Annotated in this window: 12 protein-coding genes; 2 read left to right on the top strand and 10 right to left on the bottom strand. The window is 34.8% G+C overall.

Translation table 11 applies throughout. The features are described from left to right. Nucleotides 1–44 precede the first annotated feature (44 nt). The 3 genes from menI to HMPREF2937_RS06985 all read right to left on the bottom strand — a co-directional run bounded on the left by menI (nucleotide 45) and on the right by HMPREF2937_RS06985 (nucleotide 5,220). Nucleotides 45–506, bottom strand: a complete 462-nt coding sequence (gene menI / locus HMPREF2937_RS06995) for a 1,4-dihydroxy-2-naphthoyl-CoA hydrolase MenI (protein ID WP_002480862.1) — start codon at nucleotides 504–506, stop codon at nucleotides 45–47. A 119-nt stretch (nucleotides 507–625) separates the two neighbouring features. After that, nucleotides 626–3,331: an aconitate hydratase AcnA gene (gene acnA / locus HMPREF2937_RS06990; protein ID WP_070864289.1), complete on the bottom strand. Its 2,706-nt coding sequence runs from the start codon at nucleotides 3,329–3,331 to the stop codon at nucleotides 626–628. Nucleotides 3,332–3,594: 263 nt separating this feature from the next. Further along, nucleotides 3,595–5,220: a BCCT family transporter gene (locus HMPREF2937_RS06985; RefSeq protein WP_070864288.1), complete on the bottom strand. Its 1,626-nt coding sequence runs from the start codon at nucleotides 5,218–5,220 to the stop codon at nucleotides 3,595–3,597. Nucleotides 5,221–5,600: 380 nt separating this feature from the next. On the opposite strand from HMPREF2937_RS06985, the gene mscL reads away from it, so the two are divergent. Next, nucleotides 5,601–5,972, top strand: coding sequence for a large conductance mechanosensitive channel protein MscL (mscL, locus tag HMPREF2937_RS06980; protein ID WP_002480859.1), 372 nt, complete (start codon nucleotides 5,601–5,603; stop codon nucleotides 5,970–5,972). Between the two features lie 58 nt (nucleotides 5,973–6,030). Here mscL and sbcC read toward each other — a convergent pair whose 3' ends face one another. The 7 genes from sbcC to sosA form a co-directional block, all read right to left on the bottom strand. Further along, nucleotides 6,031–9,069 carry an exonuclease subunit SbcC gene (sbcC, locus tag HMPREF2937_RS06975; protein ID WP_070864287.1) on the bottom strand — a complete coding sequence of 1,013 codons (3,039 nt, stop codon included), beginning with the start codon at nucleotides 9,067–9,069 and terminating at the stop codon, nucleotides 6,031–6,033. Continuing rightward, nucleotides 9,066–10,193, bottom strand: a complete 1,128-nt coding sequence (gene sbcD / locus HMPREF2937_RS06970) for an exonuclease subunit SbcD (protein WP_070864286.1) — start codon at nucleotides 10,191–10,193, stop codon at nucleotides 9,066–9,068. Before sbcD ends, sbcC begins: the two co-directional genes overlap by 4 nt. A gap of 277 nt (nucleotides 10,194–10,470) precedes the next feature. After that, on the bottom strand, nucleotides 10,471–10,938 hold the full coding sequence (locus HMPREF2937_RS06965; protein WP_002480856.1) for a CcdC family protein: 468 nt from the start codon (nucleotides 10,936–10,938) through the stop codon (nucleotides 10,471–10,473). A 161-nt stretch (nucleotides 10,939–11,099) separates the two neighbouring features. Next, nucleotides 11,100–11,330: a YneF family protein gene (locus HMPREF2937_RS06960; protein WP_023015255.1), complete on the bottom strand. Its 231-nt coding sequence runs from the start codon at nucleotides 11,328–11,330 to the stop codon at nucleotides 11,100–11,102. Nucleotides 11,331–11,504: 174 nt separating this feature from the next. Next, nucleotides 11,505–13,493, bottom strand: a complete 1,989-nt coding sequence (tkt, locus tag HMPREF2937_RS06955) for a transketolase (protein ID WP_002480854.1) — start codon at nucleotides 13,491–13,493, stop codon at nucleotides 11,505–11,507. Nucleotides 13,494–13,701: 208 nt separating this feature from the next. After that, complete coding sequence (locus HMPREF2937_RS06950) at nucleotides 13,702–13,944, bottom strand: DUF896 domain-containing protein (RefSeq protein ID WP_070864285.1); 243 nt, start codon at nucleotides 13,942–13,944, stop codon at nucleotides 13,702–13,704. A gap of 156 nt (nucleotides 13,945–14,100) precedes the next feature. Further along, the gene (sosA, locus tag HMPREF2937_RS06945) at nucleotides 14,101–14,334 is read right to left on the bottom strand and encodes a DNA damage-induced cell division inhibitor SosA (protein ID WP_002480852.1); all 234 of its coding nucleotides are present in this window, start codon (nucleotides 14,332–14,334) and stop codon (nucleotides 14,101–14,103) included. A gap of 144 nt (nucleotides 14,335–14,478) precedes the next feature. On the opposite strand from sosA, the gene lexA reads away from it, so the two are divergent. Further along, nucleotides 14,479–15,102 carry a transcriptional repressor LexA gene (lexA, locus tag HMPREF2937_RS06940; RefSeq protein WP_023015256.1) on the top strand — a complete coding sequence of 208 codons (624 nt, stop codon included), beginning with the start codon at nucleotides 14,479–14,481 and terminating at the stop codon, nucleotides 15,100–15,102. Nucleotides 15,103–15,491 lie beyond the last annotated feature (389 nt).

Raw genomic sequence — 15,491 nt, 5'->3', positions numbered from 1 at the left:
TTTGGACTGTATTTATGTCCCAGCCCCTTTTTGTGTTCATTTAATTATTGAATCCCATCAGTCACTTCAAATTGTTCGCCAGCTTTGTTTCGTTTTTCTACTTCTTGATAGACTTCGTGCCAGTCTGGGAAATAACGATCTAAACGAATCGGTGTATGCGTATCTTCTGTCATACATATCAGCTCAGTTGAACCTGTTGTCGCAATTTCTCCTTTTTCGTTATAAATTTCATAACGATATAAAGAACGTAAACGTGAATAGCGTTCTACCCATGTTTTTATTCTTACTTTTTCAGGATAAGTCACAGGTTTAATAAACTTCACATCTAAGTGCGTGACTGGAGAAATGATGCCACGCGCTTCCATATCGGCATAATTAAAGCCAAGCTTGCTTATATAGTCTGTACGAGCAACTTCAAACCATGTCGCATAGTTCCCATGATAAATAAATCCCATTTTATCAGTTTCTTGGTATCTTGCTTCTATTTCAGTAATACTGTATATCATTTTTACGCCACACTTTCTATTCTCATTCCATGTTTTATCATAGCACAAAATGAAGAGGCTAAGACAGTTTCACACCATCTTAGCCTCACATCAAGTTCTATCAAAATAAGGTTGATGCCTTACGCATTTGCTAATTTATTACGTAATACAAGTTGTAAGATACCGCCATGACGGTAGTAGTCTAATTCAACTTGTGAATCGAAACGAGCGATTACATCGAATTCGATTGTTTCGCCATTTTCTTTTTTAGCAGTTACTTTAACTTTATCATGTGGTTTTACAGATTCATCGATGTCTACTGAAATTTCTTCAGTACCATCTAATCCAAGGCTGTCAGCTGAGTCGCCGTCTTGGAATTGAAGCGGTAATACACCCATCATTACTAAGTTAGAACGGTGGATACGTTCGTAGCTTTGTGCAATAACTGTCTTAACGCCTAGTAAGTTTGTACCTTTAGCAGCCCAGTCACGAGAAGATCCCATACCGTAGTCGTTACCTGCTAAGACAACTAATCCAGTACCGTCTTCTTTGTATTTCATTGCTGCGTCATAGATTGGCATTACTTCGCCTGTAGGCCAGTAAGTTGTGAAGCCGCCTTCTGTACCTGGCGCTAATTGGTTTTTAATACGGATGTTTGCGAAAGTACCTCTTACCATTACTTCGTGGTTACCACGACGAGAACCGTATGAGTTGAACTCTCTGATTGGTACGTCATTTTCTTGCAAGTATTGACCTGCTGGCGTATCTTTACCGATTGCACCCGCTGGTGAAATGTGGTCAGTTGTTACTGAGTCACCGAATTTACCCATCACGCGTAGATCTTTAAGCGGTTCGATTTTTCCTGGTTCTTTTGATAAACCTTGGAAGAATGTAGGGTTTTGGATATAAGTTGAGTTAGGATCAAAGTCGTATAATGGTTGGTCCGTAGTTTCAATTTCATTCCACATTTCGTTATTTGTGTATACATCTGAGTATTCTTCACGGAATAAGTCAGGTGTAACAGTGCTTTCAACAGTATCAGCAACTTCTTTGATTGATGGCCAGATATCATCTAAGTATACATCGTTGCCATCTTTGTCTTGACCGATTGGGTCATTTTGTAAGTCGATATCTACAGTACCTGCTAAAGCATATGCCACAACTAATGGTGGTGAAGCTAAGTAGTTACCTTTTACTAATGGGTGGATACGACCTTCGAAGTTACGGTTACCAGATAATACAGAAGTTACAAGTAAGTCTTCGCCTGAAATTGCTTTTTCAATTTCTGGTAATAATGGACCTGAGTTACCGATACATGTCGTACAACCATAACCTACTAAGTTAAAGCCTAATGCATCTAAGTACTCTTGTAAGCCTGAATCATCTAAATAGCCAGTTACAACTTTAGAACCTGGTGCAAGTGATGTTTTCACGTACTCAGGTACTTTCATGCCTTTTTCAACTGCTTTTTTCGCAACTAAACCAGCACCTAACATTACATATGGGTTAGATGTGTTTGTACATGAAGTGATTGCCGCAATAGCGATATCACCTGTTGTCATTTCAGCAGTGTGGCCATCTGCGAATTCGATTGTTGCTTCTTTATCGAATTCAGATTCGTCGAATCCGAAACCTTGGTTGCCTGCTGGTGCAGTCACTGCTTTTTCGAATTCTTGTTTCATGTCGCCTAATTTAATTAAGTCTTGTGGACGTTTAGGACCTGATAAAGAAGGTTCTACAGTAGATAAGTCTAATTCAAGAACATCTGTGTAAGAAGGATCTTCTTTTTCCACATCGAAGAACATATGGTTTTGTTTCAAGTATTCTTCAACTAATTCAATTTGTTCTTCAGTACGGCCTGTTAAACGTAAATATTTTAATGATTCTTCATCAACTGGGAAGAAACCACATGTTGCACCGTATTCAGGTGCCATGTTAGCGATTGTAGCACGGTCAGCTAATGGTAAGTGTTGAACACCAGGACCATAGAATTCTACGAATTTACCAACTACGCCTTTTTTACGTAACTCTTCAGTTACACGTAAAGCTAAGTCAGTTGCTGTTGCACCTTGTGGTAATTGGTTTTCTAAACGAACACCGATTACGTCTGGAATTGGGAAGTATGAAGGTTGACCTAACATACCTGCTTCAGCTTCAATACCGCCGACACCCCAACCTAATACGCCAAGACCGTTGATCATTGTCGTATGAGAGTCAGTACCGACTAATGTATCTGGGAATGCTACTGTTTCACCATCTACGTCTCTTGCATGTACAACGTTAGCTAAGTACTCTAAGTTAACTTGGTGTACGATACCTGTTGCTGGTGGTACAGCATTGTAGTTATCGAATGCTTTTGTTGCCCAGTTTAAGAATTGGTAACGTTCGAAGTTACGGTGGAATTCTAATTTCATGTTTTGACGTAATGCATCTGGATTCGCATAGCTGTCTACTTGTACTGAGTGGTCAATAACTAAGTCTACAGGTACTTCCGGGTTAATTTTATTAATATCGCCGCCTACATCATCCATTGCTTTACGTAATGAAGCTAAGTCAACAACTGCTGGTACACCTGTGAAGTCTTGTAAGATAACACGAGACGGTTTAAATGGTACTTCACCTTCAGCGCCATCACCGAATTTCGCTAATTCTTTAATATGGTCATCAGTAATTACGAAGCCATCCTCTTGGCGTAATACCGATTCCAATAGTACTCGAATTGAATATGGCAATTTGTTGATTTTAGTTAAACCTTGTTCTTCTAATGACTGCAAATCGTAAAAAGTATACGTATTGTCGTTTAAAGTAAACGTTTTCTTTGCTTGCTCTTTTAAGTTAGAAGACATCTAAATCCCCCCTGATTAATATTATGCCTTTACTTAGATTGTATATTGATATGATAGCGAATACAACTGATATTCATTAAAAACCAAATGTTCATTGTTTTTGTTTTATAATCAGTATGTATAAGTATATCTTATCATATCCACTTCGTGTAATAAGTATCTATTATGTATTGAGAATAATTTTCATTTATTTAGCCTAAATAAAATTAAAAATGCGCTGTCTTTCAATTTAATAATTGAAAGACAACGCATCTATAATTCAATTAAGAATCAAGATTTTGTGATTGTTGACGTACTTTACGTTTTTCTAGAATATCTTCTTCATAATCTTGTTGTGAATATTTCACATATTCTTCTAAACGATGCTTATTAGGCGTCAATGTTAAGCCTAAGAACTTACGTTCACGGTTCGCATCTTTGTAGAAGGCAATCATCATTAATATGATCACAATGGAGAATGGCAAGGCACTGATAATCGCTGCACTTTGCAGTGAGTTCAAGCCTGTATCTCCACCTGAGAATAACAAGATAAACGCGATTAATGATTGCGCAATACCCCAAGTTACTTTAATGTACGACGCTGGTTCTAATGAACCATAAGAAGTCTGCATACCTAATACGAATGTTGCTGAGTCTGCAGAAGTAACGAAGAATGATGCAATCAATAGTAACGCAACAATTGATAATATAATGCCTAAAGGCAAGTGATTAAATACTGCGAATAATTGTGTCTCAGGTGACATTTCAAAGATTTCTTTGTGTTTTTTACCAGTTTCAATACCTAGTACACCAAACACACTGAACCAAATGAAGCTGACTAATGCTGGTACTAATAGCACGCCTGAAACGAATTCGCGAATTGAACGTCCTTTAGATACACGCGCAATGAACACACCTACGAATGGACTCCAGCTTAACCACCAGCCCCAATAGTATAGTGTCCAACCTGACATCCATTCACGTTTTTGTGGGTTTAATGCTGCTGTATCAAAGCTGTTGGCTAAGAATGTGTTCAACAAGCTACCTGTTGAGCTTGTCAACATGTCTAAGATTAGAACAGTTGGACCAATAATTAATGCAACAATCATTAAGATTGTACCTAAACCGATGTTTAAGTTACTTAAGTATTGGATCCCTTTACTGATACCAGACCATGCTGATGCGATGAACATGATAGTCACAACAACGATAATAATACCTTGTACCCAAACATTGTTTGGAAGGCCGAATAAGTAATGTAAACCACCATTGATTTGTAGTGCACCCATACCTAATGATACTGCTACACCAACAACAGTCGCGAAGACTGCTAATACGTCAATGATAGTACCCACAGGTCCATCTACTTTATCTCCTAAAATAGGACGTAAAGTCTTAGATAATAAACCTGGTTCTCCTTTTCTGAACTGTGCATAAGCAAGTGCTAATGCTACTACACCATAAGTTGCCCATGCATGGAAGCCCCAGTGGAAGAACGTAGAACGTAACGCTTCAGTATAGGCTTGAGCTGTTTCAGGTTTCGCATTTGGCGGCGCCGCAAAATGTCCCATTGGTTCTGCTGCACCATAGAATACTAAACCGATGCCCATACCGGCACTGAATAACATCGCAAACCATGAAATCGTATTGAATTCAGGTTTGTCGTTAGGCTTACCTAGTTTCAGTTTTCCGATTGGACTGAAGATAAGGAAAACACAGAAGAATACTAGGATTGTAGTTAAGATTAAGTAATACCAACCCAATTTATCGGTAATCCATAGTTTGATTGTATTCGTTACATGATCAAACTGTGATGGGAAGATTGCACCAGCGAGTACTACAATAAGTACAATAATTGAAGCGTAAATAAAGACTGGTGAGAGCTTCTTACCTCTTTGAGAAGAATCCATAATCAATTACTCCCTTTCTGATTTATTTTGTTGTCAATGATATGCTTTTGATATTTTATAACAAAATATCATTTTAGTGAAAAACCAAGTATAATCATAACAAAATCAAGTTGTATAGGCAAATTTAGGAAAATTGATTATACAATCGTATAAAAATCAATTTTATTAAAAATACATTGAGCAATAAACAACTTGATTTCTTACATTGAAATTATACATTACTTTAACATACCCTCTTACCAGATAAAAAACTAAGAATTTTTAACTTTTTTTAAGCAAACGCTTACTATTAGTAAAAAATCAAACATCTAAAAAAATGTATTTTATTACTTAAAACATTAATGTATAATTAACTTTAGTAAATTTAGGAGGACATACTCGTGTTTAAAGAATTTAAAGAGTTTGCGTTTAAAGGAAATGTATTAGATTTAGCTGTCGCAGTAGTAATGGGAGCTGCATTCAATAAGATTGTTACATCACTTGTCACTTATATTATTATGCCGTTAATCGGTTTGATTTTCGGAACAGTAGATTTTGCGAAAAACTGGTCAATGTTCGGTATTAAATATGGTTTATTTATTCAATCGATTATTGATTTCTTAATCGTCGCTTTTGCATTATTCTTATTCGTCAAAGTAGCTAACACTATGATGAAGAAAGAAGAAGTTGAAGAAGAACCAGAAGAAAATACAATCTTATTAACTGAAATCAGAGACTTACTTCAAAAACAGAACAACCCATCTGATCAATAAGATTTAGCACAAAATAAAAAGCAATGCCGCAATTTTAATAACTGCGGCATTGCTTTTTTTATTGAAATCTAAATTCTGCATGGCTTTGATAACCATTTGAATGAATCTGTAAAATACTTGGAATGCGTTGTTTTAACTCGCTGACATGAGAAATAATCCCCACCATTCGACCTGATGTTTTAATATTAATCAATGTATCCAATGCTGTTTCTAACGTTTCTTGGTCTAGCGTTCCAAATCCTTCATCGATAAAGATAGCTTCTAACGTAATACCGCCAGATTCTTGTTGTACCACTTCACTTAAGCCTAACGCTAAGGCTAATGCAGCTTGGAAAGATTCTCCGCCTGACAATGTACTAATCGGTCGTGATTTATTAGAATACCAGTCAAAGACTTCTATATCTAATCCACTGTAACCTACTGACACCGCTTCGCTTCTCACCAATTTATACCGTTGATTTGTCATCTGAAAGAAACGTTTATTCGCATTATCAATAATCAAATTCAAGTAATATCTCAACACAAAGTTTTCTAATGTTAGTTTTTGAATATTTTTTCCAGATAAAATTTCTGAAAGTCTGAAAATCTCTTCTTGATCAGCTAATTCTTGCTGTAACGTTGTTATATTCTCTTTTAACGCCTTAAATTCTTTTTGATTAGATTGGATTTTGAATTCATGTTCATTCACTTGTCGCGTTTGCACATCTAACTTCTCTTTCGCCTCTTGAAGTTGCGCTTCCAAACTTTCTAAATCTGGTTCAGGTTGTCCTTGTACCAATTGTTTTAAATTCTCAATTTGGCTGGCTAGTTTAACTTGAGCGTCACGGAAGTCTTTAATTTCTTGTTCTATAGATGCTTTCTCACTCATTTTATCCAGAACATTTTTCACTTCATCTGGTGATTGAATACCTAGCGTTTCCATTTCTTTATTAGACTGTGTTTCTTGATTTTTGATTTGTTCTGAGAGTTCTGATAGACGCTCATTAACACTTTGAAGCGAGTTTTGTTTTAATGCAAAGTCTTGTTCAAGCCCTCTTATTTTTTCAGTTAACTTTGTCTGTTGTGTTTCATATTGACGAACTTCTTTTTCTTTAGTTTCATAATCATTTTTAAACGCCACTACATCTTTATATTCAGTATTTGATTCAAACGCTTTAATCAGTTTTTGCTGGTTCGTCAATTCTGCTTGTTGATTGGCCACTTTTAACTGTAATGACTGAATTGCTTCTTTAGTTTGTTGTTTTTGCTTTATTTTCTCTTCAAGTTCAGCATTAGCTTTTTGTTGTTGTTGTTTTTTTGTTTCTGTATCTTTATATTTCTCTCTTAATGTTTCTATATCCACTTTGGTATTTTCAGTGCCATGTGCTTCTTCAAACGTATTGACTGCTTGTTGCTCGATTTTTATTTCTGTATTGAATTCGGCTGCTTTAGCTTTTAATTCATCTCTTTGTTTTTGTAAGTTTTCAAGCTCATGTCGATAAGCTCTTAATTGTTCGTAATCTACATGATCTGACAGTGATGTAATTTCATGACCACAAATTGGACATTGATCACCAGGTTCTAACATAGATTGTAATTTTTGAATCATTGTTTCTTGATTGTCTAATTCTAACTGATGTGTATTGAATGCTTTGATTTTTTCTTCTAGTTCATTTAAGGCCGTTTGATTTTCTTCTTGCATTGTTTTTAGCCGTTCAATATTTTGTATTTGCTTTTGATATGTCGTAAAGGCAGTTTGATATTGTTCAGCTGCTTTAATTTCATTGTCAATTTCAAACAGTTTCTGTGTTAGTTGATTTACTTTTTCGTAATCCGGTTGAACTGTTTCATGAATTGAATCAAGTTGTTTTAAATGTGCTTGTTGTTCATTTAATGCATCTTCTAGTTGTTCCACTTCAACTGTCAGCTCATCGATTAATTTATAAGCACTTTGATATTGAGATGCATTTTTATAAAAATATTGAGTTTCGCTTATAAAATGTTGTGCTTGTTCGATTAGTGATTGATTTTCTTGTAATTGTTTTAACTGTTGTTTACTTTCTTCTAATTGCGTTTCAATTTGTTTTAACTGTTTAGTTAAATTTTCGGATCTTTCTTGCGTTTGTGTGTAATCTTCACGCGATTGTTCAAGTGTCGTTAAAATTTGATGTAAAGGACGCACTTCTCTCATTTGTTTTAAAAGTGTTTCTAACGATTCAATATGTTGTACTTCATTTGTTAAGTTTTGATACTTTTCTTGTTCTTGTTGTAATGCTTTGATATTTTGATTCAGTTCAAGTGCTTTACGATACGTAGCATCTGCTTTTTCAAATTCATTTTGTTCTTTTTCTTTTTGTTTTGTCAGTTGTTTTAATATTGTTTCAGCTGTTGTTTCAAATTCTGGGATATACAACATCAATTTATCTGTTTGAATACTTGGTGTTGTTTTCAAATTTTCTAAATGTTCATCTTCAAAAGTATCTACATTTTGCCAATGTTGCGAAATTGTTTGATAACGTAATTCAATTTGATGTTTTTCATCTTTAATCTCTTCTTCTAGTTGCTTTTTTAGGTGATCAAAACGTACTGTGTTGAATAATGTACGTAAAATTGTTTGTTTCTCAGAACTTTTAGAGAATAAAAACTTTTTAAATTCACCTTGCGGCAAAATAAATAATTGTCTGAACTGACTGGCATTAACGCCTAATAATCTGATCAGATACTCTTTTCCTTGTCTGATTCGACTTTCTATAAGTTCATAGCCGTCATTTTTCCACTCGTAAATTAGTGCTTCGCCTTTTGTCTCGTTTTTATTTCCTTCTTTCACAAAGGGTGCTTGTCGGACGACTTTAAATAAACGATTTTTCAATCGAAATTCAAATGTGACAACCATTGGTGATTTACCATCTGCGAAATGACTTCTAAGCTCTTTGCCTTTTCTGCTTTCTAAAGAAGCTTCATCAAATAAAGCATAGACAATCGCATCAAATAACATAGACTTTCCTGAACCTGTTTTACCGCTGATTAAAAACAGTTCGTTATCCTCTAGTTTAGAAAAATCTATTGTTTCGTCTAAGAAAGGCCCGAAGTTTTCTAAATGTAATGTCAATGGTCTCATGCTTCTTCACCTCGATTCATGCGATTTAACAGGTCATTAATTTTTTGTTCTTGTACTTTGCTTAATGATTTTTGTGTCATGCTTTCATAGAAATCTTCAATAATTTCTTTATCTGTCATTTGTTTAATCGCATTTTGTGTTTCATGTACTTCAAACGTTCGACTCTGATTAGATAGTGCTAATACGTTAGGATAGATTTGTTTTAAATTCATCATCGGATCATTAACATGTGAAAGTTGAGTTAAATTGAAATGGATGTAGTTTTCTTTATTTTTAACTTGTGCATTTTCTTGAATTGCTTCTTCATAAGTGGCATCAACGACTTCTAATTCTCTCAATGGTTTGAGTGGAATGAAAATAGATTCAATGTATCCTTCTTCATCTACAGTTAATTTACGATAACCTTTTGCTTGTTTCGTTTCTGAAAATGAGTACTGTAAGAGTGAGCCACTGTAATAAACAAAATCTGATTGAATACTGAATGGATGATGTAAATGGCCTAAGAGTACGCTATCAAATTGCTTCATAACATTTTCCGGTATTTCTTCAACTGTTCCAATAGATAACTCACGTTCTGAATCTGACTTTATGCCGCCTGAAACAGTCAGATGACCGACTAATATATTAGTTTGATTAGAGTCTAATTGTGCTGTCATATGTTTTAAACAACATTGAATTGCTTGATCGTAGGACTTCAATTTTTCTTCTGGATAGAAATGCTGAATTTCTCCTAAAGTTGCGTATGGCAACATATAAAAATTCACACCATTAATCGTAATCGGTTCTGCAATGCGGTCTAAATTGGTGCGAATATATAATTGCGTATGCTCAAACCAGCTAGCTCCATAATTCAATCGTGTTCTGCCATCATGGTTACCGCTAATAATGATAAGTGGGATATTTAATGTTAAGTTTAAAGTTCTTGTTGTTTCTTCTAATAATTTAACTGTTTCTTTATTTGGATAGCTCGTGTCATACAAGTCACCTGCAATGACAATGACGTCTGGTTGTTCTTCTTTCATCGCATCAATAAATTGGTTTAAAATGTAACGTTGGTCCTCTAAAAAAGATTGCCCATTTAAAATTTTACCTAGATGCCAATCGGCAGTATGTATGATTTTCATCTAATCACCTCTTTTATTGATTATAATACAAAACGTCCATCCCTTTATAGAGAATAGACGTTTATCATTGACTACTTATATAACTTTTGAAATTTCGCAAAGGTATACACCATCCCAGCAATAATCGCTGAAATAATACCTATAACATGTTTGAGTTTCACTCCGAGTCACCTCTCTTTATGCTTATTTCTTACCCAAAATAAAAATAAACGATGCTTTACCAATCATTGCAAAACATCGTTTAAATTATATTTATTGTTTTATTTACTATTATCCATCAATCAGCTATTTGTTTTCTTAATTTTTTATATTTCATCAGCATCGCAATTCGCCATGGTAAAATCATTGAAAATGCTAATAAGAAAAACATACCGCCGAGTTGACCTGGATCAATTTGACTACTGATAACAAGTTTCATAACAGTACGAATCACTAGCAAGGAAATCAAAATGATTGGAAAGGCTTTTGAACGTTTCATATAAATCTCTTTGCCTTTTATCTCGAAACGAGATGTCCAAATCAATACAATTGAGAACATCAACCCGACTGCCATTGCTTCAAGTGCTTCAAGTCCTGTGATTCTAAAATAAGGAATAACATACATCAGCGCACCTGTAGACATAAAAATCGGCGGCAATATGAGTTTCTTCTCATTGACTGGATATTGTTGTGCTTTCATTCGTAATATAATAACGCCGATACTCATTAAAAATGCGACACCGACTGAGAATATAAGATATAACACCGTGACACCTTCTTTTCTACATTAAGTCTATCCTGAGAAATCATTTCATAGTATATCATTTTGTGTCTATATTTCCATATCAAAACGATTGAAAATGTATAAATACAAATAAAAAGAAAGCTATATGCCGCTGCACACAACTTTCTTTTTATAGATACTGATTATTTCATTTTTTGATCCATGTTTTTGTTCATCATCGTCATCATTTGATTGATTTTCTTTTGAGATGGTTTTTGGCCCATTTGCATCATCATCATACGTAACATCTCTTCGTTGATAGGAGGATTCTTTTTAAGATAATCCATCATATATTTTCTTGCTAGGAAGAATCCACCAACTAAACCGATGATAAGTGCAGCAATGATTAATAAAATTGCTATCCAAGTTGCCATTGTCTCACCCACTTTCTTTATCCTTTAGCATTTTACTAAAATAATTTCATCTTTTCAAGTTGAATCGATACTAAAACATAAGAATAAGAGCTATTCCTAGCTCATTGAAACGCTAACCGCTATTTTGGGTGTTTCAATTGTAGAATAGCTCTTATCTTTATCTTAATTCAAAACTTATAGGTTATTCAAAAGTTTTAAAACATTTTCTTTAGTGAAGCCATATTTTTCAACAACTAATCCGCCTGGTGCACTTGCGCCGAAACGATCGATACCAAGTACTTCGCCTTCTAAGCCGACATATTTATGCCAACCTAATGAAGAAGCCATTTCAATCGCTAAACGTTTTTTAATTGTTGGTGGGATAACTTCATCTTGGTAAGATTTTGGTTGTTGTTCAAATGCATGCCAGTTCGGCATAGAAACAACACGTACTGAGTTGCCGTTATCCGCAAAAGTTTTTGCTGCTTCTACTGCTAAGCTTACTTCTGAACCAGAAGCTAATACAAGATATTCTGGATTTTCTTCAGATTCATATACTACATAAGCACCTTTACGCACACCTTCTTCTACTGTTTCTTTAGAAACATCTAATACTGGAAGGTTTTGACGTGTTAATACTAATGAAGTTGGTGTTTGTTCACTTTCTAATGCAACTTCCCAAGCTACGCGTGTTTCGTTACCATCTGCTGGGCGAATCACATTCATATTAGGAATTGCACGTAAACCTGCTAATTGTTCAATCGGTTCGTGAGTTGGACCATCTTCACCTACAGCGATTGAGTCATGTGTAAAGATAAATGTTGAGTTAAGACCCATAATTGCTGAAAGTCTTAATGCTGGTTTTAGGTAGTCACTGAACACGAAGAATGTCGCACCGTAAGGATTTACTCCACCGTGTGCTGCCATACCGTTTACAGCTGCTGCCATCGCAAATTCTCTAACACCGAACCAAATATTTTTACCTTCAGGTGTATTGCGATCATAGTCTGGTGCATCTTTAACATTTGATTTGTTTGAACCAGCTAAGTCTGCTGAACCACCGAAGAATGAAGGTACAGATTTGCTTAGTGCTTGAATGACTTCACCTGAGTCTGCACGTGTAGCACTTTCTGAACCGACTTCGAATTCTGGTAATTCTGCTTCATAGTTTTCAGGTAATTTACCAGCAATCGCATCTTTGAATTCTTGTGCTAATTCTGGATAAGATTCTGCGTATTTTTCAACTAAAGCTTTCCATGCTTCTTCGTTTTCAGTTGCACGTGTCAACATAGTTTCATTGAAGACATCATAAACTTCATCCGGAACGTAGAAACGTTTTTCTGGATCCAATTTATAGTTTTCTAATGTTAATGTACGTTCATCATCACCAAGTGGCGCACCATGTACACCATGTGTACCTGATTTATTTGGTGAACCGTAACCAATAACTGTTTTAACTTCAATCATAGTTGGACCATTTTGTTCTTTAGCTTTTTCAATGGCACTATTAATTTCTTCTAAATCATTACCATCTTTAACTAAGATGTGGTTCCAACCATATGATTCAAAACGTTTTTTGATGTCTTCAGAGAATGCTTTATCAAGATCACCATCAAGTGAAATATCATTTGAATCGTATAACACGATTAATTTGTCTAATTGTAAGTGACCTGCTAATGAAGCTGCTTCATGAGAAATACCTTCCATCAAGTCACCATCAGAAGCTAAAACATAAGTGTAATGATTTACGACTTCGGCATCTGGTTTGTTGAATTTACCTGCTAAGTGGTTTTCTGCCATTGCCATACCTACTGACATTGCGAAACCTTGTCCAAGTGGACCTGTAGTTACTTCGACACCTTGTGTGTGTCTGAACTCAGGATGTCCTGGAGTTTTAGAATCCCATTGTCTAAATTGTTTCAATTCTTCTAATTCTAAGCTGCCTGATACATGTAATAGGCTGTAAAGTAATGCAGAACCGTGCCCTGCAGATAAGATGAATCTATCTCTGTTAAAGTATTCATTTGAATTAGGGTTAAAGTTCAAATGTCTTGTCCATAATGTGTATGCCATTGGTGCAGCACCCATCGGTAATCCTGGGTGACCAGAATTTGCTTTTTCAATTGCATCAATACTCAATGCTCTGATTGTATTGATTGCAAGCTCATCTCTTTTATCGAACATCAATAAAACTTCCTTTCTATACAGCATGATTTTATGCCATTATACATTAAATTAGTTAAGTTTAACATTTATTGTCCTCATGAAATCGCTATCAAATATAATAAAAGTGATTAAAACAATCAAAATATACATTTTCATGAAAAAAGAGCCTTTAGAACATCAATTATTCTGTTCTAAAAGCTCTACATTTATTGTAGTATATTGAGTTTTATTGTCTTTTATTTTGCTCACGTTGTACTTGTTTTAATTTTTCTGGTGTTACATCATTTCCCTCAGGATCTAATACTTTTGTATTTTCAATTTGTTGTTTGAAACCTTCGCGGAATGTTTCAAGATATTTTTGATGTAACTCTGCTCTTTCTTTCGCTTCTTCTTTTATTAAGCCTTCTTCTTTTTTCTTCTTAGAAAGTTCATTAATACGGTTAATTGTTTCTTTATGTTGATCTGCCATGCTATCGACCTCCATTAGTCTGATGATTATTTATCTTAGCAAACAATCGCTCAAAATAAAATCAATATGTTCTACTAAACTTATTCCCACTTACAGCAACCTTACACCATAGAACACATCGTGTTAGCAGTATAATCAATACACTTTATTTTTAAATCAGTGAACAGTTGCGACGATAGGTCTGTTATTTTGTTCGCCCTGTTCTATATATTGTTGCTCATGTTCGGCTTTTTGTTCTACCTTAGTTGGAAGTGTATGATCTGTCATTTCGTACACTTGTTCCTCATTACTTGACTGCTCTGCACCGATTAAAAACGCTGAAACTAACATAAAAGACATTAACAATACTGCTGTATATAGTAAAAAACTAGTTTGATATTTCCTAATCATTATTCGAACACCCCTAGAACATTTGTTTGTATTTAAACAATATCAGAACGATTGTTCGGTGTCAACACTTTTACGAACAAATGTTTGTAAAGGCTATATTAACGTGATATAATAAGAACAAACTAGAAGAGGATGTGCATATAAATGACTGAACTTACGAAGCGTCAAAGCGAAATTTATGAATATATAAAACAAGTCGTTCATACAAAAGGTTATCCGCCAAGTGTCAGAGAAATCGGTGAAGCAGTCGGACTTGCTTCAAGCTCTACTGTACACGGGCATCTATCACGATTAGAAAGCAAAGGGTATATTCGTCGTGACCCTACAAAACCACGCGCAATTGAAATTGTCAGCGACCAAATTGAAGATGCTGCTGAAATCGAAGGTACTATCCATGTACCAGTTATTGGTAAAGTCACAGCCGGTGTCCCAATCACAGCAGTAGAAAATGTAGAAGAATACTTCCCATTACCAGAACACTTTACATCAACACATAACAGCGACATTTTCATTTTAAATGTTGTTGGAGACAGTATGATTGAAGCTGGTATTTTAGATGGAGATAAAGTCATCGTCAGAAGTCAGACTATAGCAGAAAACGGTGATATTATTGTAGCTATGACAGAAGATGATGAAGCAACTGTAAAACGCTTCTACAAAGAAAAACATCGTTATAGATTACAACCTGAAAACAGTACAATGGAACCTATTTACTTAGAACATGTATCTGTTTTAGGTAAAGTTGTAGGTCTATTTAGAGAGCTATAGGCAATCGTATCTGTTCATAGGCATATCATCTCTTCTTAATTTTTGTTCGTGACAAATTATTTAAATTCAAATTAGATTAGTAAACTACTAACACCCCATAATGTCCAAAATTCATAGACATTATGGGGTGTTTTTAATTATTTTGTTGTGTTTATCTCCGTTCTGTTATTTTTTATACTTTGCATAAATAAATTGCAGCTTAAAGCAGCTTTAGTCTTGCATGCACCTTGCCTTTTTAGCTTAAAATGCAGCAATGCCATCATATTTTCATACTTTTGTATTTATATAAAAGAGAAATTCACTTATACTAAACATGAGTAATACTTGAGGAGTGAAATGAAATGGATTTAATTTACAAAGGTAAAACAAAAGATGTCTATCAAGACAAA

Origin of the sequence: Staphylococcus sp. HMSC061G12, from assembly GCF_001838465.1 — a bacterium.
Classification (GTDB): Bacteria; Bacillota; Bacilli; order Staphylococcales; family Staphylococcaceae; genus Staphylococcus; species Staphylococcus simulans.
Note: the sequence above shows the minus strand (reverse complement) of the source record. Positions and strands in the feature narration are given on the sequence as shown.

What these genes read in the sequence shown, in the direction of transcription:
- menI (WP_002480862.1), bottom strand. Translation starts at nt 506, where the DNA reads ATGATATACAGTATTACTGAAATAGAAGCAAGATACCAAGAAACTGAT.
- acnA (WP_070864289.1), bottom strand. Translation starts at nt 3,331, where the DNA reads ATGTCTTCTAACTTAAAAGAGCAAGCAAAGAAAACGTTTACTTTAAAC.
- HMPREF2937_RS06985 (WP_070864288.1), bottom strand. Translation starts at nt 5,220, where the DNA reads ATGGATTCTTCTCAAAGAGGTAAGAAGCTCTCACCAGTCTTTATTTAC.
- sbcC (WP_070864287.1), bottom strand. Translation starts at nt 9,069, where the DNA reads ATGAGACCATTGACATTACATTTAGAAAACTTCGGGCCTTTCTTAGAC.
- sbcD (WP_070864286.1), bottom strand. Translation starts at nt 10,193, where the DNA reads ATGAAAATCATACATACTGCCGATTGGCATCTAGGTAAAATTTTAAAT.
- HMPREF2937_RS06960 (WP_023015255.1), bottom strand. Translation starts at nt 11,330, where the DNA reads ATGGCAACTTGGATAGCAATTTTATTAATCATTGCTGCACTTATCATC.
- tkt (WP_002480854.1), bottom strand. Translation starts at nt 13,493, where the DNA reads ATGTTCGATAAAAGAGATGAGCTTGCAATCAATACAATCAGAGCATTG.
- HMPREF2937_RS06950 (WP_070864285.1), bottom strand. Translation starts at nt 13,944, where the DNA reads ATGGCAGATCAACATAAAGAAACAATTAACCGTATTAATGAACTTTCT.
- sosA (WP_002480852.1), bottom strand. Translation starts at nt 14,334, where the DNA reads ATGATTAGGAAATATCAAACTAGTTTTTTACTATATACAGCAGTATTG.
- lexA (WP_023015256.1), top strand. Translation starts at nt 14,479, where the DNA reads ATGACTGAACTTACGAAGCGTCAAAGCGAAATTTATGAATATATAAAA.